At 70.6% G+C, this 19,136-nt stretch carries 16 protein-coding genes; 10 read left to right on the top strand and 6 right to left on the bottom strand.

The features are described 5' to 3' along the window. Positions 1 to 78 precede the first annotated feature (78 nt). From GGR71_RS01595 to GGR71_RS01580, 4 genes are read right to left on the bottom strand one after another with little or no spacing between them, the layout of a single operon-like run. The gene (locus GGR71_RS01595; protein ID WP_160957190.1) at positions 79 to 1,101 is read right to left on the bottom strand and encodes a Csu type fimbrial protein; all 1,023 of its coding nucleotides are present in this window, start codon (positions 1,099 to 1,101) and stop codon (positions 79 to 81) included. Further along, entirely contained in the window at positions 1,098 to 3,467 is a 2,370-nt protein-coding gene (locus tag GGR71_RS01590; RefSeq protein ID WP_160957189.1) for a fimbria/pilus outer membrane usher protein, read from the bottom strand. The genes GGR71_RS01595 and GGR71_RS01590 overlap by 4 nt, the downstream gene beginning before the upstream one ends. Continuing rightward, a complete protein-coding gene (locus GGR71_RS01585; protein WP_160957188.1) occupies positions 3,418 to 4,155 on the bottom strand; it encodes a fimbrial biogenesis chaperone in 738 nt (245 codons plus the stop codon). Before GGR71_RS01585 ends, GGR71_RS01590 begins: the two co-directional genes overlap by 50 nt. 14 nt (positions 4,156 to 4,169) lie before the next feature. Further along, positions 4,170 to 4,673, bottom strand: coding sequence for a Csu type fimbrial protein (locus GGR71_RS01580; protein WP_048491225.1), 504 nt, complete (start codon positions 4,671 to 4,673; stop codon positions 4,170 to 4,172). Between GGR71_RS01580 and GGR71_RS01575 the strand changes: the two genes are divergently transcribed. From GGR71_RS01575 to asnB, 10 genes are all read left to right on the top strand, one after another. Then, a complete protein-coding gene (locus tag GGR71_RS01575) occupies positions 4,672 to 4,884 on the top strand; it encodes a hypothetical protein (RefSeq protein ID WP_160957187.1) in 213 nt (70 codons plus the stop codon). The two genes, GGR71_RS01580 and GGR71_RS01575, sit on opposite strands and share 2 nt — an antisense overlap. Before the next feature lie 15 nt (positions 4,885 to 4,899). Then, positions 4,900 to 5,676: a type I methionyl aminopeptidase gene (gene map, locus GGR71_RS01570; RefSeq protein WP_237474207.1), complete on the top strand. Its 777-nt coding sequence runs from the start codon at positions 4,900 to 4,902 to the stop codon at positions 5,674 to 5,676. Positions 5,677 to 5,705: 29 nt separating this feature from the next. Continuing rightward, entirely contained in the window at positions 5,706 to 8,306 is a 2,601-nt protein-coding gene (locus GGR71_RS01565; protein WP_160957214.1) for a [protein-PII] uridylyltransferase, read from the top strand. Continuing rightward, positions 8,306 to 9,307, top strand: a complete 1,002-nt coding sequence (gene dapD, locus GGR71_RS01560; protein WP_160957185.1) for a 2,3,4,5-tetrahydropyridine-2,6-dicarboxylate N-succinyltransferase — start codon at positions 8,306 to 8,308, stop codon at positions 9,305 to 9,307. Before GGR71_RS01565 ends, dapD begins: the two co-directional genes overlap by 1 nt. A gap of 7 nt (positions 9,308 to 9,314) precedes the next feature. After that, on the top strand, positions 9,315 to 10,178 hold the full coding sequence (locus GGR71_RS01555) for a hypothetical protein (RefSeq protein ID WP_160957213.1): 864 nt from the start codon (positions 9,315 to 9,317) through the stop codon (positions 10,176 to 10,178). A 352-nt stretch (positions 10,179 to 10,530) separates the two neighbouring features. Beyond that, positions 10,531 to 11,304: a hypothetical protein gene (locus tag GGR71_RS20930; RefSeq protein ID WP_237474206.1), complete on the top strand. Its 774-nt coding sequence runs from the start codon at positions 10,531 to 10,533 to the stop codon at positions 11,302 to 11,304. Between the two features lie 172 nt (positions 11,305 to 11,476). After that, complete coding sequence (locus tag GGR71_RS01545; protein ID WP_160957184.1) at positions 11,477 to 11,833, top strand: arsenate reductase; 357 nt, start codon at positions 11,477 to 11,479, stop codon at positions 11,831 to 11,833. Beyond that, complete coding sequence (locus tag GGR71_RS01540) at positions 11,830 to 12,288, top strand: GNAT family N-acetyltransferase (RefSeq protein WP_160957183.1); 459 nt, start codon at positions 11,830 to 11,832, stop codon at positions 12,286 to 12,288. Before GGR71_RS01545 ends, GGR71_RS01540 begins: the two co-directional genes overlap by 4 nt. Positions 12,289 to 12,432: 144 nt before the next feature. Beyond that, on the top strand, positions 12,433 to 13,563 hold the full coding sequence (gene dapE / locus GGR71_RS01535) for a succinyl-diaminopimelate desuccinylase (protein ID WP_160957182.1): 1,131 nt from the start codon (positions 12,433 to 12,435) through the stop codon (positions 13,561 to 13,563). Positions 13,564 to 13,813: 250 nt separating this feature from the next. Continuing rightward, entirely contained in the window at positions 13,814 to 15,508 is a 1,695-nt protein-coding gene (asnB, locus tag GGR71_RS01530; RefSeq protein ID WP_160957181.1) for an asparagine synthase B, read from the top strand. A 115-nt stretch (positions 15,509 to 15,623) separates the two neighbouring features. Here asnB and GGR71_RS01525 read toward each other — a convergent pair whose 3' ends face one another. Continuing rightward, positions 15,624 to 16,670 (bottom strand): right-handed parallel beta-helix repeat-containing protein, encoded by a 1,047-nt coding sequence (locus tag GGR71_RS01525; protein WP_160957180.1) that lies wholly within the window; start codon positions 16,668 to 16,670, stop codon positions 15,624 to 15,626. Between the two features lie 81 nt (positions 16,671 to 16,751). Then, positions 16,752 to 19,136 carry a penicillin acylase family protein gene (locus tag GGR71_RS01520; protein WP_160957179.1) on the bottom strand — a complete coding sequence of 795 codons (2,385 nt, stop codon included), beginning with the start codon at positions 19,134 to 19,136 and terminating at the stop codon, positions 16,752 to 16,754.

Genomic DNA, 19,136 nt, shown 5'->3' with positions numbered 1-19,136 from the left:
GTCGGACTCCGGGGCGGACACAGCCTATAACGGCCCGGGTCGCGGTAACTTGACCGGCGCGACGGCGCCGTTCAGGCCTCAGTAGGTGACGGTGACCTTGACCACGTCGCTGTAACTGCCAGGGGCGGGGGTCTGCCGGGCCGGGACCTGCCCGTACAGGGTCAGCGACTGCGCGCTGCCGGTCCCGGTGCCGGTCTGGGTATCGCTGTTCAGGGTGCTGCCCCAGCGCTGGGTGCGTGCGGCGTCGCGGTACAGCTCGTAGGTCAGGTACTGGCCGCTGGCGCTGCGCATGCGGCGCACGTTGCCGCTGGCGTTCTGGCCGTTGTCCAGGCTCACCTGCCAGGCGGTGCGGGCGCGGCAGTTCATGCTGAGCGCGGTGGTGTAGTTCAGCGGGTTGTCGATCAGGCCCGACTGATTGCCGAAATCCAGGTCGGCGATGCTGGCGATCGTACAGGTCGGCGCGGCGGTGGCGGTGGTCACGAACGGGAACTGCACCGAGGTGCCGCCGCCCTTGCCGCCGGTGGTGCAGGAGGCGGGTATCACCGCGGGGTTGCCGATCAGCGGTTCGTCGTAGCGGTACTGCAGGTTGGTGTACACCCCGCTGAAGCTGTTCTGGTACAGCCCGGTGGCGATGCCGCTCTGCAGCGGCACCCGCGCGTAGATGGTGTAGGTGGCGTTGCCGGTGCCGCCAGTCGCCAGCGACGAATAGGTAAGGTCCACCTGCAGTGGGGTGGAGCCGCTGAGGGCGCTGCCCCAGATCAGGCTGCGCGCGCTGTCGCGGTAGAGCTGGAAGCCGAGGCTGTCGTTGAGCGGGTTGAGCATGCGCCGCGGGGTGATGCCAAGGCCTGCGCCTTGTGCGCCCTCGCCGATGTTCAGGCACATGCGCACGTAGATGGTGCCCAGGATGCTCAGTGCGCCGGTCTGGCAGGTCACCAGGATCTGCGCGGTGGCGTCGGTGGCGGCGCTGTCGGAGAGGGTGCCGAAGCTGAGCGCAGTGGCCTGTGCCGTACAGGTGGTGGTGGCCGCGGCGCGCGACGGCAGCAGCGCCGTGGCCACCAGCAGCAGCGCCGGCAGCAGCATCCGCCAGGCGCGCGCGCTCATGGCGTGGTCTCCGGCAGGCAGCGCAGTGGACCCAACCGCGTGGGCGGCGCCTGCGTCGTGCGTTCGATCCGCAACCGGCAACGGCTGCCGTGCATGTCCACCTCCAGGTCGTTGCGGCCGGGTCTGAGCCCTTCCACATAGGCTTGGCCATCGTAGCCGACCACCGTGTCGATGCCCGGCCCACGCAGGCGGCTGCCCACCGGCAATGGCGCGTCGGCGGCATCGTGCAACTGCACCAGCACCCCGTCGCTGTGGCGGATCGGAAACGCCACCACCACCGCGGTGCGGTCGCGCGGCACCACGATCTGGTCGACCTGCTCCGGCCGCAGTTCCGGCGACAGCCGCATCGGATCGATGGACAGGCGGTTGTGCTGCCAGGCCAGCAGCGGCGTGACCAGCAGGAAGCCGCGCGCATCGGTGCGGCCGATCGGCCGGTTCTCCAGCAACACCGGGACGTTGGCGACGCCGCCGGTGGAGACCAGGGCGAAGGCCTGGTCGAGATCGCGGCCACGGAACCAACCGCCACCGATCCAGGCCAGGCCGCCGGCCGCCTCGGCATAGCCGTAGCTCTGGCCACCGGCGCTGGCGATACCGCCGGCATAGCGGGCGCTGGCGCTGCGCCAGCTCGCTTCCGCCAAGCCGCCGCCGCCATCCTGCCCGCCGCGCGCCTGCAGCCGCCAGCCGCTGCCGCCGTCGGCCGCGGCCGCCTGGCTGAGGTCGGCCGTCGCACTGGTGCGCGCGCCGATGCGTTGCACGGCGACGCCGGCCTGGCGGCGGCCATCCAGCGCGATCGACCAGCCCAGGTACACGCTGCGGTCGCTGGCCTGGTCCAGATTCTGGTTGATGCTCAGGTTCAGCGACGATTGCCGTGCCAGGGCACGGGTCCAGAACAGGCTGGCATAGCGCTGGTCGCCGCTGTCGGGGTAGGCCAGGCGCACATAGCTCAGGGCGATGTTGCCGACGCCGTCCCAGGTGCTGCCGAACAGGGCGCGCTCGCTGACCCGCGGCGGCGCGGCGCTGTAGCGCGCGGCCACGTCGCGATAGCCGGATTGCGCACGCTGGGTGTCCATCGCCAGGTTGAAGCGGCCGTTGTTCCAGCGATAGCTGAGCGCGTACTGCAGGCCTTGCTGGCCGGCCGCGCCGCCGTGTGCCAGCGAGGCCCCGAACACACCCGCGCGCGGCAGCAGCCACAGGCCGCCGACGCCGGCGTTGCGCACACCGGCCCCGGCCTCGGCATGCGCCTCGGCGGTGAAGCGCGGGCCGACGCCGCGCCGCCAACTGGCGCTGCCGACCGTGTCCCCGGCATAGGCGAAGTCGGCGACGCCGTAGTCCTCGCGCACCCGGCCAAGCGCCAGCGACCAGTCGGTCAGGCCGCTGGCCAGCAGATCCTGGGTCGCATAGAACGGAAAGGCCAGCGAGCGGGTGCGACCGTAGGCGTCGGTGATCACCACCTGGGCGTTGCCGGCGCCGTCCACGCCGGGCGCGGCGGACAGCTGGAACGGCCCGGCCGGCAACTGCGCGCCGTACTGGCGGATGCCGTTGACGTACAGATCCACGCTGGACGGCACCGCCACTTCGCCGAGGAATTCCGGCAACGGGGTGATCGCGCGGTACGGCTGCAGGCCGAAGTCGCTGCCCACGCGTACCCCGCCCAGGCGCAGGGTGCGGCTCCAACTGGTGCTGCTGCTGAAGGTGTCGCCCAGCACTACGCTGGTCATGCGATCGGGCAACGACCATTGCCACTGCGTGTCCAGGCGGATCGCCTGGGCGCGCCAGTCGCGCTGCGGCTCGCGATACAGTCGGCCGATGAAGGATTGCCGCAGCAGGCCATCGCCCAGGCCGAACACGCGCAGTTCGCCGCTGGCGGTGAGATTGCTGGCGCCGCCCTGGCGGCTGGCATAGAGGTCGTAGTCGAGCAGGGCGCCGGGCGAACTGGTTGCTGGCAGCGACGGTACGCCGCCGCGCGCGTCGATCCGGGTGGTGGCGACGTCGAGCAGCGCCACCGGCGCGTCGATGGCCAACTGCTGCAGGCCGGCGTCGTAGCGGAAGCGCACGCCGTCCAGCTCGCCCAAGGCGATCGCCGTGCTGGCGTCGCCGCCGTCCACGCGCAGGCCGAGCTGGCGCAGGGTCGCGGCAGTGGCGTGCAGTTGCTCGCCGTCGCGCTGGAACTGGAACAGGCCGGGCTGGCGGGTCTGGTTCAGGGTGACCTCCAGGTACAGGGTCTCCTGTGCCGGTGCAGCGGCCTGGGGCGGGGTGGGAGGTTGAGGCTGGGCGACGGCGAGCGCGGCGGTGCCGGCCCACAGGGCCAGCAGCAGCTCAGGGCGCCGCGGCGTCCACGACCAGCGACTGCGCGCGCGGTTCGCCATTGATCCTTGCCTCGAACGCTCCCTGTGTCTGCGCCAGCGTTGCCGGCAGCGGCCAGCGCTTGCGCTGGCCCGGCAGCACGTAGCCGGCCAGGCCATCGGCGATGGCGCTGCGCCGGCCATCGCCGGCGACGAACTGCAGGTCCACCAGCTGCGCGTGGCCGTTGCCCTGGTTGAGCACTTCCAGCGCCGCACCCGCGCCGTCGCGGACCAGTCGCGCGTGCAGTACCGGCGCGGTAGCCACGGCCGGCTTGAGGAACACCGGCACCGAATAGCGCAGCACGAACTGCAGCCCGGCGTTGGTGTTGCCGCTGGCGTCCTGGCTGGGCAATTCGTCGACCAGGATGCGGTAGGCGTCCTCGCCGGTAGCGGGCGCGGGATCCAGGCGGATCACGCGGACCAGCTGCCGCGCGTGCGGCGCCAGTTCCAGCATCGGTGGGCTGAGCGCGATGCGGTCGCTGGGGTCGAGCACATCCTCGCCGTCGCGCTGCTGCCAGCGGAACACGCGCACCTGCGCGCGCAGCGGCACATCGCCGCTGTTGCTCAGCCAGACGCCCTGCGCGGTCTCCTCGGCACGCAGGGACACCGATGTCGGCGCCACCTGCAGGCTCGCGGCGACGGCCGCGCCAGCCGCCAGCCACAGCGCGGCGAGCGCCGGCAGGCGCAGGAAGGAATGCAGTCGCAAACGCATGCAGGCGGCTCCGGTTACCAGGTGACGGTGGCGGTGACGACGTCGCTGTATGAACCCGCAGGGTAGTTGGTGCTGGCGACCTGGCCGTAGACGGTGATCGGTTGCACTGCACCATTGCCGGTGCCGGCCTGGGTGTCGGTGCCGATGGTCGAGCCCCAGTTCTGGGTGCGCGCGGCATTGCGGTACAGCGCATAGGGCACGCGCGCGGTGTTGCTGACGTCGGCGCTGCCCATGGTGCGGGTGGTGACCGTGGCGCCGGAGCCGGAACCGGCGTTGAGCGCGATGTTGTACGGCGTGCCGGAGGTGCAGCGCACGTTCAAGGTGCCGGTGCTGTTGATCGCCGTCTGGGTGGAATTGACGCTGCCGAAATCGACGTCGGTGGGCGCGGTCTGGATGTCGCAGACGCTGGTGATCTGGATCTTGACGTTGAAGGTGCGCGAGTCGGACTGGGCCCAGGCCAGGCCGGTCCCGGCGGCGAACAGCACGAGGAAGGCGAGAACGCGATGGAAGAGGTACATGGCAGGGTTCTTCAGTGATGGCGGACAACCGCCGGTGTCGCTCCCATTGCAAACTGCGGGCCAGTTCACGTTTTATTGGATCGTCATCCAGATTTCACATGAGATGACAACCACAGGACCGCGTGTTCAGTCCGGTGAAGGCAACGAAGGCCTCGTCGCCGCGCCGGAAAACCGCCGAATCGCCCGGCGCGTTCAGCCAGCGCCGGGATGAGCGATAATGACGACCATGACCGTCAATCTGAAAACTCCGCAGGACATCGAGAAGATGCGCGTGGCCGGCCGCCTGGCCGCCGAGGTACTGGACCTGATCGGCCCGTACGTGAAGCCCGGCGTCACCACCGCCGAGCTGGACCGCATCTGCCACGACCATATCGTCAAGGTGCAGCAGGCGGTGCCGGCCAACGTCGGCTATCGCGGCTTTCCGAAGACCGTGTGCACGTCGGTGAACAACGTGATCTGCCACGGCATCCCCAGTGAGAGCAAGGTCCTCAAGGACGGCGACATCGTCAACATCGACGTCACCGTGATCAAGGACGGCTGGCATGGCGACACCAGCCGCATGTACTGCGCGGGCACCCCCTCGGTGATGGCGCGGCGCCTGATCGAGGCCACCTACGAGGCGATGTGGCGCGGCATCCGCGCGGTGAAGCCGGGCGCCACGCTCGGCGACATCGGCCACGCCATCCAGCAGTACGCCGAGAGCGAGCGCTTCAGCGTGGTGCGCGAGTACTGCGGCCACGGCATCGGCAAGGTCTACCACGACGAGCCGCAGGTGCTGCACTACGGCCGGCCGGGCGATGGTCTGGTGCTGAAGCCGGGCATGACCTTCACCATCGAGCCGATGATCAACGAAGGCACGCGCTACACCCGCGTGCTGCCGGACGGCTGGACCGTGGTGACCAAGGACCGCAAGCTCTCGGCGCAATGGGAGCACATGGTCGCCGTCACCGAGGATGGGGTGGAGGTGCTGACCCTGTCGCCGGGCGGCCTCGGCGAACCGTGAGCCTGCTGCCGGCCGGCGCCGATGCCGGCATGCCCGACGCCGGTGTCGACGACGCCGGCTGGGCCGCCGCGGTCCGGCAACTGCTGGCGCAGACCGATGCGCGGCTGAGCAAGCGCTTCGACCAGGGCGACGACATCGACCGCCTGCTGGCGTTGCGCGCGCGCGCGCTGGATCAACTGATCCGCCACGCCTGGAGCCGCTGCGTGCCGCGCGAGGCCGGGCTGGCCCTGTTCGCGGTCGGCGGCTATGGCCGCGGCGAACTGTTCCCGCGTTCGGACATCGACCTGTTGGTGTTCGGCGAGCTCGACTCCGCGTACGAGCCGGCGCTGGCGCGGCTGTTCCCGCTGTTGTGGGATGCCGGCGTGCCGGTCAGCCATGCGGTGCGCTCGGCCGCGCAGTGCACCGCGGCCTGCGCTGACCAGACCGTGCTGACCGCGTTGATCGAGGCGCGTCCGCTGCAGGCCGATGCCGCCGCCAAGGCGGCGCTGGCGGCGGCCATCGCGCCGCAGCGGGTGTGGCCGCCGCGCGAGTTCTTCATGGCCAAGCGCGAGGAACTGCAGGCCCGCCACCAGCGCTTCGGCGACACCGCCGACAACCTGGAGCCGGACATCAAGGACGGCCCTGGTGGCCTGCGCGACCTGCACACCCTGGGCTGGATGGCGCTGCGCGCGTTCGGCGTGCGCGACCTGGAGCCGTTGATCGGGCTGGGCCACGTCGGCGGCGACGAGGCCGCCGCGCTGCGCCGCGAGCGCCGCGAACTGGCGCGGTTGCGCTACGGGCTGCACCTGGTCGCCAACCGCCCGGAAGAGCGCTTGCGCTTCGATTACCAGAAGACCCTGGCGCAGCGCCTGGGGTTCTCCGACGACGTCGAGAGCCTGGGCGTCGAAAAGATGATGCAGCGCTTCTACCGCAGCGCGGCGATCGTGCGCCGGCTCAGCGACCGGCTGCTGCAGCGCTTCGAGGAACAGTTCGACGGCGAGGCGCAGCCGCAGCCGCTGGACGGCGGTTTCTCGTTGCGCCGCGGCTACCTGGCCGCCGACGACGAGCGTTGGCCGCAGGCCGATCCGGTGCAGGTGTTCGCGTTGTTCGCCACCTGGGCCGCGCACGGCGAGATCCGCGGCCTGCATTCGCTGACCGCGCGCGCGCTGGCCGAGGCGCTGCCGCATCTGCCGGCCTACGCCAGCGCCAGCCCGACCGCGCGCGAGCGCTTCCTGGCCCTGTTGCGCGGCCCGCGCGCGGTGCAGACGCTGACCCGGATGGCGCGGCTGGGCGTGCTCGGGCAGTGGATCCCGGCGTTCGCGCAGGTGTCCGGACGCATGCAGTTCGACCTGTTCCATGTGTACACGGTCGACCAGCACACGCTGATGGTGCTGAAGAACATGGCGGTGTTCGCCAACGCGCGCGCCGACGAACGCTTCTCGATCGCGCATGAAGTCTGGCCGCGGCTGCGCAAGCCGGAACTGCTGCTGCTGGCCGGTCTGTTCCACGACATCGCCAAGGGCCGCGGCGGCGACCACTCGGAGCTGGGCGCGGTGGATGCGCGCGCGTTCTGCGCCGCGCATGCGCTCAGCGCCGCCGACACCGACCTGGTGGCCTGGCTGGTCGAACAGCACCTGCGCATGTCGGTGACCGCGCAGAAGCAGGACATCGCCGATCCGGAGGTGATCCATCGCTTCGCCAGCCTGGTCGGCGACCGCGAGCGGCTGGATCATCTGTACCTGCTGACCTGCGCCGACATCGCCGGCACCAGCCCCAAGCTGTGGAACGCCTGGAAGGACCGGCTGCTGGCAGACCTGTACTTCGCCGCGCGCCGCGCGCTGCGCGAGGGCCTGGAGCACCCGCTGCCGGTGGCCGAGCGCCTGCAGGAGGCGCGCGAGGCCACGCGTGCGCTGATGCATCTGCAGGGCCACGACGACGCCATCATCGATCGCCAGTTCGCCGGCATGCCGGACGAAAGCTTCCTGCGCTTCCGCCCCGAGCAACTGGCCTGGCAGGCGACCTCGCTGATGGAGGTGGAACTCGGCGAGACGCTGGTCAAGGTGCGCCCCGTCACCCCCGACGACGCGGCGCTGGAAGTGTTCGTGTACTCGCCGGACCGCGACGGCCTGTTCGCCGCGATCGTGATGACCCTGGACCGGCTCGGCTACGGCATCCATCGCGCGCGCGTGCTCGACGCCCCGCACGACGCGATCTTCGACACCTTCGAGGTGATGCCCGCCGACGCCTTCGCCAGCGGCGACATCGCGCAGTTGCAGGCGGGTCTGCGCGAGGCGCTGGCCGGCGACCTGGCGCGGCTGCGCCCGGCGCGGCGGGTGGTGCCGCGCCAGCTGCGGCATTTCCGTTTCGCCCCGCGCATCGAGTTCCGCGAGAGCCTCGACGGCCGCCTGACCCGGCTCAGCCTGGTCGCACCGGATCGCCCCGGGCTGCTGTCGGACGTGGCCCAGGTGCTGCGCCGGCAGCACCTGCGCGTGCACGACGCGCGCATCGCCACCTTCGGCGAGCGTGCCGAGGATCTGTTCCACATCACCGACGAGCACAACCTGCCGTTGCCCGACGCCGCCCGCCAGGCGTTGCAGGCCGCGCTGCAGGCCTGCCTGGACCCCGATACCCCGCCTGGAGACCCCCGCTGATGGCCACCAAGAAGCCTGCCGCCAAGAAGTCCGCTGCCAAGACGCCGGCCCCCAAGAAGACGGCCCCAAAGAAGCCGGCTGCCGCGACGCCTGCGGCGCCGACCGCGGCGGCCAAGCCCGCCAAGCCCGCACCGAAGCCGCTGCGCGCCAAGCCGCTCGCCGTGCCCAGCGCCGACGAGCTGAAGTTCACCATCGACAGCGCCTTCGAGCGCCGCGCCGCGCTGACCCTGGACGAGATCGAAGGATCGACCCGGCCGGTGGTCAATCGCGTCATCGACGGCCTGGAAAGCGGCGAGTTCCGCGTCGCCGAGCCGGACGGGCACGGCGGCTGGAAGGTCAACGAGTGGCTGAAGAAGGCGGTGCTGCTGTACTTCCGGGTCAACGAGATGGCCGTGGTGGAAGCGCAGCCGGCGCCGTTCTGGGACAAGGTCGAAGCGCGCTTCGCCGGCTATCACGAAGCCGAGTTCCGCAAGGCTGGCGTGCGTGTGGTGCCGGGCGCGGTGGCGCGCCGCGGCAGCTACTTCGGCAAGGATGTGGTGCTGATGCCGAGCTTCACCAACATCGGCGCGCACGTGGGCGAGGGCACCATGGTCGACACCTGGGCCACGGTCGGTTCCTGCGCGCAGATCGGCAAGCACTGCCACCTGTCCGGCGGCGCCGGCATCGGCGGCGTGCTCGAGCCGCTGCAGGCCAGCCCCACCATCATCGAGGACCACTGCTTCATCGGCGCGCGCTCGGAGGTGGTGGAGGGTGTGGTGGTCGGCCACCACAGCGTGATCGGCATGGGCGTGTTCCTGGGCCAGAGCACGCGCATCTACAACCGCGCCACCGGCGAGATCTCCTACGGCTACGTGCCGCCGTACAGCGTGGTGGTGTCCGGACAATTGCCCTCCAAGGACGGCTCGCACTCGCTGTACTGCGCGGTGATCGTCAAGCAGGTCGACGCCAAGACCCGCAGCAAGACCAGTGTCAACGATCTGCTGCGCGGGCTGGCCGACTGAGGTGTCGGTGGTGGCGCCGGACCTGGCCGAGGCCGCGGTCTACCGGCACCCGTCCGCTGCCTGGCACGGGCGCGCGCTGCCGCGCCTGCTGCACGCACCGGCCTGGACCCGGCTGTGGCGTGCACTGACGCGGCGCTGGCCGCTGCCGGCGCTGCGCAGCGACGTACGCGAGGTGGTCTATGCGAGTTGGTGGGTCGCGTTGCGGCACGCTCCGCCACCGCCGCCCGGCTACGCCTACGTCGTGCACCAGGGGCGCACGCCGTACACCATCCTCAGCTATTGCCACGGCCATTTCGGTCCGGCTTTTGCCGGACCGCTGCGCAAGCTGCTGCCATCGCCGCTGCAGAGCAACTGGCGGTGGTACCTGCGTCGCGTGGACGCCGCGGGCGCCGGGCCGGTGGTGCTGTTCGACCGCAACGTGATGGAGGGATTGGCCTACGTCGCCGGTGCGCGTGCGGCCAGCGACGCCATGCAGCCGCATCTGGCCGCGCGCTTCGTGCATGCGCTGCAGTCCGATGGCAGCGGTTGCACGCAGATCGCACCAGGACAGGGCAGTGCGCCCGCACTGCAACTGCACTGGCAGCCTGCCGAGGCCTGGCACGATGCGGACTGGACGCCGGCGTTCCGCACGCGCCAGGCCCTGCTGCGGTTTCTCACCTGCCAGGACGAAGCCATCGCCCGCACCTGCGACGGCCGCTGGGCCAGCACCCGCATCGCGTTGCCAGTGGACCCGGCCACGCTGCAACCGCTGCGGCTGACGGGGGCGCTGGCCTGCCCGCGGCTGCAGGCCATGGGCGTCACGCTGGAGGACGGGCTGGCCTTTCGCCTGCCGCGCGTCGCATTCGAGGTGGTGTCCGAACGGCTGCTCTGAGCGCGTGCTGCGTCGGTAGCGCCGTGGGCGTGCTGCACGCTCGGCCACGTCCGTCGCGGCGCGCCAGGCGAGGACGTCGTACTGCGTCGTCTGCATCGTGCGCTGCGGCGACGAGCCCCTCGGTGCCCGAGCCAGGGGACGTCGAGGGAGAGGGACTGGCGGCGGCCGATCCGGCCAGGCGATGCAGCGGCCGGGCCTGAGGTGTCGCGCATACCCGGCGTACATGGGGCGCGCGATAGCCTGTCGCACGCGCTCGCGCCGTTGCCTTGGCGGCAGGGGGTGGAACGCGCGGTCAGGCGCGCCACGCCGCCGGGCGTCGTTGCCGAACGAGGCGAACGAACAGGAGAAACCGATGCGTACGATCATGTGGACTTGCTGGATGATGGCAGCGTTCGCGCTGTCCGGGTGCGGCCGTGAGGGCGCGCCGGCGCCGGCGACGCCCAAGGATGGAGATACGCCAGCGGCGGCCGCTGCGCCAAATCCCGCTTCGGCCGCGACACCTGCGCCTGCGCAACCGCCTGCGACGACTGCGGAGAGCATCAGCGCCGCAGGCGAGCCGCTGTCCTGCGCCGACCAGATCGGCGCCGACGCCGCGGCGGCGCGTGTGGCCACCTGCCGCGCGGTGTCGCCGGCCACGCACCCGCCCTGCAATGCCGCCAACAGCTGCGCCATGATCGACGACGAGATCGCGCGCAGCTGTGCGCTGCTCGGCCGCGACGCGGCGACCACCGCTGGCTGCGGGCCGGCCGCCGACAGCGCGCAGGCCGCGGCCGACGTGGTGCGGCGCTACTACGCGGCGATCGATGCGCGCGACTACGCCACGGCCTGGCAGCAGTGGGGCGAGGACGGGCGTCCGGGGCAATCCTACGCTGCGTTCAAGGCCGGCTTCGCGCAGACGCGTGCGGTGAAGGCGACGATCGGCACGCTGGGCGTCAGCGACGGTGCCGCCGGCTCGGTGTATCAGCCGGTGCCGGTCACCGTGGAGGCGACGCTGACCGATGGCACGCGGCAACGCTTTCAGGGTGATTACGTCTTGCGCCGCGTCAACGGCGTGGACGGCGCCTCGGCGGCGCAGCTGCGCTGGCGGATCGATTCGGCCAAGCTCCAGGAAGTGCCGGCGCAATGAGGCGCGGTGTGGCCGAGTGCGTTTTCTCGCTGCGCGGGAGAACCGACGGCGCGTGCGCCGGGTAAGATCAAGCGCGATATCTGCGCGTGCCAGGTCACCACGGCGCGCCAACCCTCACCCCAACCCCTCTCCCGGTGGGAGAGGGGCTTCATTCGCTTGATGGGACATGTCGATGACCACGTTGTACGGATTGAAGAACTGCGACACCTGCAAGAAGGCGACCAAGTGGCTGGACCGCTTCCGCGTGGCCTACACCTTCGTCGATTACCGCGAGCACAAGCCGACCCCGGACACCCTGCTGGAGTGGGCCGGCCAGGCCGGTGGCTTCGATGCACTGGTCAACAAGTCCTCCACCACCTGGCGGCAGTTGCCCGACAACAAGAAAGCCCCGGGCTCGGATGCCGAGTGGAAGCTGCTGCTGCGCGAGTATCCGCAGCTGATCCGGCGGCCGGTGGTGGTGACCGACGACGGCCAGCTCAGCCAGGGCTTCTCCGACAACGGCTTCAAGCAGCGATTCGGGATCGCGTGACCATCCGCCCGTACCGGGTCGAGGACTGGGCGCGCCTGTGCGCCATCCACGATGCCGCGCGCCTGGAGGAACTGCAGGCGGCGGGGCTAGCCGATGCGTTCCTGCCGCTGCCGGTTGCGGCCGAGCGCGAAGGGCTGTTCGACTACCGCGTGCAGGTCGCCGAGTGCGATGGCCAGGTGCTCGGCTTCGTCGCCGACGATGGCCAGGAACTGGCCTGGCTGTACGTGGACACGGCCGCGCGCCGGCGCGGCGTCGGCCAGGCGCTGGTGGCGGCCGTGCAGGCCGCCAGCCCGGCTGGCCTGACGCTGGAATTGCTGGAAGGCAATGCTGCGGCGCTGGCCTTCTACCGCGCTTGCGGCTTCGTCGAGACCGGAACGCACGGCGGGCGCATGCCCGGCAACGAAGCGTTCGCGGTGCGCGTGCAGTGCATGCGCTGGCCTGGGGTCGCGTCGTAGCGAAGGCTGCGACCGGCACCCGCCAGGCGATCCTGGCCAATGCTTCGAATCCGCCAGTCCCGCTCGTACACTGCGCTTTCTGCGCTGCCCGCACGCGACGACCCTCATCGCCTCTCTTCTCGTGTCTTCCAACGGTGTCCCTGCATGTCCGATGTCCTTGAACTCGCCTGCGACCTGATCGCCCGTCCGTCAGTCACTCCTGACGATGCCGGGTGCCAGGACCTGATCGCGCAGCGGCTGGAACGCGCCGGTTTCGCCATCGAGCGGTTGCGCTGCGGCCAGGTCGACAACCTGTGGGCCACCCACCGTGGCGGCGACGGTCCGGTGCTGGCGCTGCTCGGCCATACCGACGTGGTGCCGCCGGGGCCACGCGAGGCCTGGGCCAGCGATCCGTTCGCGCCGCAGCTCCGCGACGGCGTGCTGTACGGGCGTGGTGCCGCCGACATGAAGGGCAGCGTGGCCGCCTTCGTGGTTGCCGCCGAGCGGTTCGTGGCCGCGCAGCCGCAGCACCCGGGGACGCTGGCGGTGCTGCTGACCAGCGACGAGGAAGGCGATGCGATCGACGGCGTGCGCCACGTGGCGCGCGTGTTCGCCGAGCGCGGCGAACGCATCGACTGGTGCATCACCGGCGAACCCTCGTCCACCGAACGGCTTGGCGATCTGCTGCGGGTCGGTCGCCGTGGCAGCCTTTCCGGCACGCTCGTCGTGCGCGGTGTGCAGGGCCACGTGGCCTATCCGCACAAGGCGCGCAACCCGATCCACCTGGCCACGCCGGCGCTGGCCGACCTGGTCGCGCGGCACTGGGACGACGGCTACGAAAGCTTCCCGCCGACCAGTCTGCAACTCTCCAACATCCATGCCGGTACCGGCGCCAACAATGTGATCCCCGGCGAACTGCAGGTCGCCTTCAACCTGCGCTACACCCCGCACTGGGATGCACCGCGACTGGAAGCGGAGATTGCCGCGCTGTTCGATCGTCATGGCCTGGATTACAGCCTGCGCTGGCACCGCAGCGGCGAGCCGTTCTACACCCCCGAAGGCACGCTGCGCCGGGTGGCGCGCGAGGTGCTGGGCGAGGTCGCCGGCGCGCCGCCGGAGGAGAGCACCGGCGGCGGCACCTCCGATGCGCGCTTCATCGCCCCGCTGGGCGCGCAGTGCATCGAAGTCGGCCCGGTCAACGCCAGCATCCACCAGGTCGACGAACACGTGCGCGTCGCCGACCTGGAGGCGCTGCCGGAGTTGTACCTGCGCCTGATCGAACGGTTGCTGCGGTAACAGTTGCGCCGGCCCGCGCGCCGGGTTACGGTCGCTGTATGACCTCGCTGTCCGTCCTCCGCTCGATCAACGCCAACGGCCGCACTAATGCGCTGGCGAATAATCGTGCGCGGCCGATGCGGGTCTGCGACTAGGCGCTACCAGAAACACCACGCCCAGCCACCAGAAACCCGCATCGGCCGATGCGGGTTTTTTTGTGCCTGGTGCGTCCCCCCTCGCGCACCACCACCCCACGATCAGGAGCTTTCCCATGTGTTCGATCTTCGGCATCTTCGGCCTGCAACCGGGCGACGACCTGCAGGCATTGCGGCGGCAGGCGCTGGACTGCTCGCAGCGGCAGCGTCACCGCGGCCCGGACTGGAGCGGCGTGTATGTCGACGACGGCGCGATCCTGGTCCACGAGCGCCTGGCCATCGTCGACCCGGCCGGCGGTTCGCAGCCGCTGCTGTCGGACGACGGACAACTGGCGCTGGCGGTCAACGGCGAGATCTACAACCACCGCGAGCTGAAGAAGCAACTCGCCCAGCCCTATGCCTTCCAGACCGGTTCGGACTGCGAGGTAATCAACGCGCTGTACCGCGAAACCACGCCGGACGCGCTGCTGAACCGCCTCAACGGCATCTTCGCGTTCGCACTGTGGGACAAGGCCGCCGGCCGCGTGTTGATCGCGCGCGATCCGATGGGCGTGTGTCCGCTGTACTGGGGCCATGACGCGCAGGGTCGGCTGCGGGTGGCCTCGGAGATGAAGTCGCTGGCCGACAGCTGCGCCGACGTCGCCCAGTTCCCGCCGGGCCACTACTACGACAGCGCCAGCGGCGAACTGGTGCAGTACTACCGCAAGCCCTGGCGCGACTACGCGGCGGTGCAGGGCGTGGAGGTCGGCAAGCAGGAACTGCGCGAGGCCTTCGAGCGCGCCGTGCACCGCCAGCTGATGACCGACGTGCCGTACGGCGTGCTGCTCTCCGGCGGCCTGGATTCCTCGCTGGTGGCGGCGGTGGCGGCGCGCTTCGCGCGCAAGCGCATCGAGGAGAACGACGAGGCAGAGGCCTGGTGGCCGCGCCTGCACTCGTTCGCGATCGGCCTGAAGGGCTCGCCGGACCTGGCCGCCGCGGCGATCGCCGCCGAGGCGCTGGGCACCGTGCACCACGGCTTCGAATACACCTTCGAAGAAGGCCTGGACGCGCTGCCGGAAGTGATCCGCCACATCGAGACCTATGACGTCACCACCATTCGCGCCTCCACGCCGATGTTCCTGCTGGCGCGGCGGATCAAGGCGATGGGGGTGAAGATGGTGCTGTCCGGCGAAGGCAGCGACGAGATCTTCGGCGGCTACCTGTACTTCCACAAGGCGCCGAACGCGCGCGAATTCCACGAGGAACTGATCCGCAAGCTCGATGCGCTGTACAACTACGACTGCCTGCGCGCCAACAAGTCGATGATGGCCTGGGGCGTGGAGCCGCGCGTGCCGTTCCTGGACGTGGAGTTCCTGGACGTGGCCATGCGCATGGATGCCCAGTACAAGATGATCGACAAGGCTAGTGGCGGCGCGGCGCGCATGGAAAAAGGTGTGCTGCGCGACGCCTTCGAAGGCTATCTGCCCGAGTCGATCCTGTGGCGGCAGAAAGAGCAGTTCAGCGACGGCGTCGGCTATGGCTGGATCGACGGGCTGAAGGCGCACGCCGAGGCGCAGGTCAGCGACCGCGAACTGGCTGCGGCCGACAAGCGCTTTCCGGTCAACCCGCCGCAGACCAAGGAAGCGTATTACTACCGTAGCCTGTTCGAACGCGTGTTCCCGACCCCGGCCGCGGCCGAGACCGTGCCCGGCGGCAAGTCGATCGCCTGCTCCTCGCCGGCGGCGATCGCCTGGGATGCCAGCTTCGCGGCGATGGCCGATCCCTCCGGTCGTGCGGTGACGGGTGTGCACGCGCAGGCGTTGGGAGCCTGAACTCGCACGTCCCGCCGGCGATGCGCCGGCGGGACGTGCGCGACTCGGGATCCGAAGAACTGCTTCGGATCGCCCGCACTACGCTTTTCCGGGTCCCGAGTCCCGAGTCCCGGCTTCACTCGAAGCGCACGCAGTGGCCGTAGCGTTCGGGCTGGATGTCGATGCCCGAGGCATCGGCCTGGTTGCTCTTGCGCCACAGGTTGGGGCGGAACTCCGGGCCGGTGCAGTTGGCCGCGCTGTCCACGCCGATGGTGTAGGTGTAGGGATTGCCGCGGAAGGTGTTGTTCTCGAACGTGTTGTCCTGGCTCATGCTGTTGTCCCAGCACAGGATCTGCGGCGTGCGCTGGCGGATCGAGCAGGTCAGGTAAAGCCCGGCGCCCTTGTTGTCGATGAACTGGTTGCCCGAAAACAGGTTGCGCCGCGCGTCGGCCAGGTACACGCCCTGGCTGCCGTTGCGCTCCAGGCGGTTGTCGCGGATCTCGCTGTCTTCCAGGTGCTCGGTGGTGATGCCGGCGGCGACGTTGTCGTGGATCACGTTGTCGATCAGCTTGACCTTGGCGGTGCGGTTGAACGACACCCCATCCCAGGTCGCGCCGGAGACGTCGTTGTGCGCGATCAGCAGGTCGCGGCTGTCGAACTCGCTCAGCAGGCAGGCGCTGCGGCACTTGCTCACCCGCAGGTGGGTCAGCTGGATGTTCTGGCCGTTGCGCACCACCACCAGGCTGTTGCTCAGGTACGGCCGCTCGGGCATGAACTCCTTGTCGATGGTGCCGCCGACGATCTGCAACTGCTCCACGCGCACGTCGCGGATCGGCCGCATGGGGCGCTCGTTCTGGTAGTCGCCGATGACGATGGTGGGTTGCTGCACGTGGTCGCGCATGCGCAGCACGGTGGCGTCGCCCTGGCCGCGCAGGCGCAGGCCGTCGCGCTGGATCGAGATCAGCTTGCCGATGTGGAACTCGCCCGCGCTCAGGCACACGGTGGCGGGCTTGCCGTCGTTGGGGACCCGGTCGATCGCGGCCTGCAGGTCGTCGCCGGGTTCGGCGCGCACGCTGCAGTCGGCGGCGGCAGGGGGGGCGTCGGCGGCCGGCGTGGCACAGGCGGGGAACGACATGGCCGCGGCGAGCGGCAGCAACAGGGCGAGCAGGGGAGGGCGCTTCATCGGTAGGCAGACTCGGCAGTGGGGGGAGGGAGGCGGCAGACCGGCGCATGCGACACGCGCCTGCGCGGAACCGACATCGATTCATTGTGGAGCGGACGGGCTTAATCTCAGCGTGTGCAGGGTCGGGCCGGGCAGGAACTTTGTGGCACGGCCCTGTACCCAGTCGGCGTGGCCGGCGCCCCAGAATGGCGACAGCGGGTGGCCGCTCTGGCCGCCGGGCATGTGCACGATGCCGTCGGCCTCGTGGCCCGGCGCCACCACCATGCGTTCGGAAGCGCCGAAGGCCGGGCGCTGCACCCGCGGCATGTCGTCGTCGCCGGGTAGCGGCGTGTCGGGCATGCACAGCCAGCCGCTCAATGTTGCCGGCAGGCCTTGCGCCAGCGGATGGCAGATCGCCGCACGGTTCTCCTGGCCCCAGCGGCGCGTGTCCAGCGGGCCAGCGGCCTGCAGCTGCGTGCGCACCTCGGCGGCGGCGTCCTCCAGCAGCGCCTGCCAGCTGCCGTAGCGGCGCGGCAACAGGTGCAGCGGCTGTTGCTGCAGCAGCGGCCAGGCCACGCCTTCCAGTTGCGGCAGCGGTGGTGGCGCGGCATCGGCGTCCGACCCCGTACGGGCCGGCGCGATCAGGCCGTCGCGGATCCGGGTCAGCACCGCCAGGCGCCACGCGCGCACCAGGGTATAGCTCACCGAGCCGGTGCTGGCGCGGCCTTCCCAGTGTGCGGCGGCCTGCGAGACGGCGTGCAGCGCCGGCGTCGCCGCGCCCGCGTCGCGTTGCTGCAGCAGCGCCCACCAGCGCTGCAGGAACAGGGCGCGGTCGTCGAGCTGGATCGCCAGCAACTGCTGTTCGTCGAGGTGCGGATGCAGGCGCAGGTCGTCGCGGATCTGCTGCGCGCGTGCGCCCAGCGCATAGCCGCCGTCGCCGATCGGCGCCAGGTCGGCACCGCCGACCACGCGGGCGTTGGCGGTCCACAATTGCCCGTCGGCGGGATCGATGCGCTGCGGCGACTGGGAGGTGGACAGCGGCCATGGCGCGCAGCGGGCATCCGCCGGCACCGTCGCGCGCACGTCGTGCATCACCGCATCGGCCGTACAGTGCGGGCCGCGCAACGGCAACGGGCCGAGCACGCGCCAGCCGATGTGGCCGTCGCGGTCGGCCAGCACCAGGTTCTGCGCCGGCGTGGCGATGTGCTGCGCACGGGCGAAGGCATCGGGCAGGGTGTCGGCGCGGGCGAAGTCGGCAAGCCCCAGGTTCAGTGCACCCGGCAACTGCGCGGCCCAGCGCAGCGCCAGCGCGCTGCCGTCGGGTTCGTGTTGCAGGATCGGGCCATAGGCGGTGTCTTCGACTTGCAGTTCGGTGTCGGGGGTGCCAGAGACCTTGATGCGTTCGCGGTGCACGGTGACCGGCGTGCAGCCGGGCTGCGCCACTGCGGCGCAGGGCGTGAGCCGGTACCAGTCGGCGGTATCGGCATAGCTGTTGGTGAAGCCCCAGGCGATGTGGCCGTTGCTGCCGACGATCACCGCCGGCAGGCCGGGCAGCGAGAACCCGGACACGTCCACGCGGCCGCCCGGCGCCTGCGCATCGGCATAGCGCAGGCGCACGCGGAACCACAGGCTGGGCGCGCGCAGGCCCAGATGCATGTCGTTGGCGACGATGGCGCGGCCGTCGGCGGTGCGGCTGCCGGCGATGGCCCAGTTGTTGCTGCCGGGCGCGCTGGTGGCCACCGCGTCCGCCGCGGCGGGCACGGATGCGTCCGCCAGGCGGCGCAGATCGATCTGATCGGCGGCGGGCAGCTGCGCGTCGCCGCGCACGCTGCCGTCCAGCGTCGTGTCCCAACTGCTGCCTTCGTGGCGCAGCAGGGCATACAGCGGCGCCGGCAAGCGCTGCTGCAGGCGGTACAGGGCCAGCTTGCGATCGAGTTGCTTGCCCTGCAGGTCGAAGTACATCGCCTGGCCGGCCAGCGCCGAATCCACCGGCTGCCAGTCGCGCGGCGTGGCGAACAGCATCAGGTAAGGCCACGGCCGTACCCGCAACGCGTGCAGGCCCTGGTTGACGCCGGCGCTGTAGGCCTGCAAGGCCACCGCGTGCGTGCCGGCGAACGCGGCCAGTTGCGCGCTGCTGCGCGTACGCAGGCGATGCGCCCGCCGTGCCTTGTCCACGTCCAGCGCGTGCGGACCGACCAGCTCGGACAGTTCGCCGGCGGCGGCGCGGCGCAGCAGATCCATTTCGAAGAAGCGCTCCTGCGCGTGCACGTAGCCGAGCGCGCGCATCGCGTCGGCTTCGTCGGCGGCATCGATGGTGACCACGCCCAGCGCGTCGCGCTGGATGCTTGCCGGCGCCCGCAGGCCTTGCAGCGGCGCGTTGCCGTCGAGCGTGGCCAGGCTGCCGCGCAGCAGCAGCCAGATGCCCAGCACCACGGCCGCCGTCAGCAGCAGCGTCCCCAGCAGCAGGCGTTTCCATCGAACGCGCAT

It is taken from the genome of Xanthomonas sp. F1 (assembly GCF_014199855.1).
Note: the sequence above shows the minus strand (reverse complement) of the source record. Positions and strands in the feature narration are given on the sequence as shown.

Excerpts from the sequence above, each read along its gene's own strand:
- dapE (WP_160957182.1), top strand. The coding sequence starts at position 12,433 with ATGTCCGATGTCCTTGAACTCGCCTGCGACCTGATCGCCCGTCCGTCA.
- GGR71_RS20930 (WP_237474206.1), top strand. The coding sequence starts at position 10,531 with ATGCGTACGATCATGTGGACTTGCTGGATGATGGCAGCGTTCGCGCTG.
- asnB (WP_160957181.1), top strand. The coding sequence starts at position 13,814 with ATGTGTTCGATCTTCGGCATCTTCGGCCTGCAACCGGGCGACGACCTG.
- GGR71_RS01595 (WP_160957190.1), bottom strand. The coding sequence starts at position 1,101 with ATGAGCGCGCGCGCCTGGCGGATGCTGCTGCCGGCGCTGCTGCTGGTG.
- GGR71_RS01575 (WP_160957187.1), top strand. The coding sequence starts at position 4,672 with ATGGCAGGGTTCTTCAGTGATGGCGGACAACCGCCGGTGTCGCTCCCA.
- GGR71_RS01590 (WP_160957189.1), bottom strand. The coding sequence starts at position 3,467 with ATGGCGAACCGCGCGCGCAGTCGCTGGTCGTGGACGCCGCGGCGCCCT.
- dapD (WP_160957185.1), top strand. The coding sequence starts at position 8,306 with ATGGCCACCAAGAAGCCTGCCGCCAAGAAGTCCGCTGCCAAGACGCCG.
- GGR71_RS01580 (WP_048491225.1), bottom strand. The coding sequence starts at position 4,673 with ATGTACCTCTTCCATCGCGTTCTCGCCTTCCTCGTGCTGTTCGCCGCC.
- GGR71_RS01565 (WP_160957214.1), top strand. The coding sequence starts at position 5,706 with ATGCCCGACGCCGGTGTCGACGACGCCGGCTGGGCCGCCGCGGTCCGG.
- GGR71_RS01520 (WP_160957179.1), bottom strand. The coding sequence starts at position 19,136 with ATGCGCGTTCGATGGAAACGCCTGCTGCTGGGGACGCTGCTGCTGACG.
- map (WP_237474207.1), top strand. The coding sequence starts at position 4,900 with ATGACCGTCAATCTGAAAACTCCGCAGGACATCGAGAAGATGCGCGTG.
- GGR71_RS01525 (WP_160957180.1), bottom strand. The coding sequence starts at position 16,670 with ATGAAGCGCCCTCCCCTGCTCGCCCTGTTGCTGCCGCTCGCCGCGGCC.
- GGR71_RS01545 (WP_160957184.1), top strand. The coding sequence starts at position 11,477 with ATGACCACGTTGTACGGATTGAAGAACTGCGACACCTGCAAGAAGGCG.
- GGR71_RS01585 (WP_160957188.1), bottom strand. The coding sequence starts at position 4,155 with ATGCGTTTGCGACTGCATTCCTTCCTGCGCCTGCCGGCGCTCGCCGCG.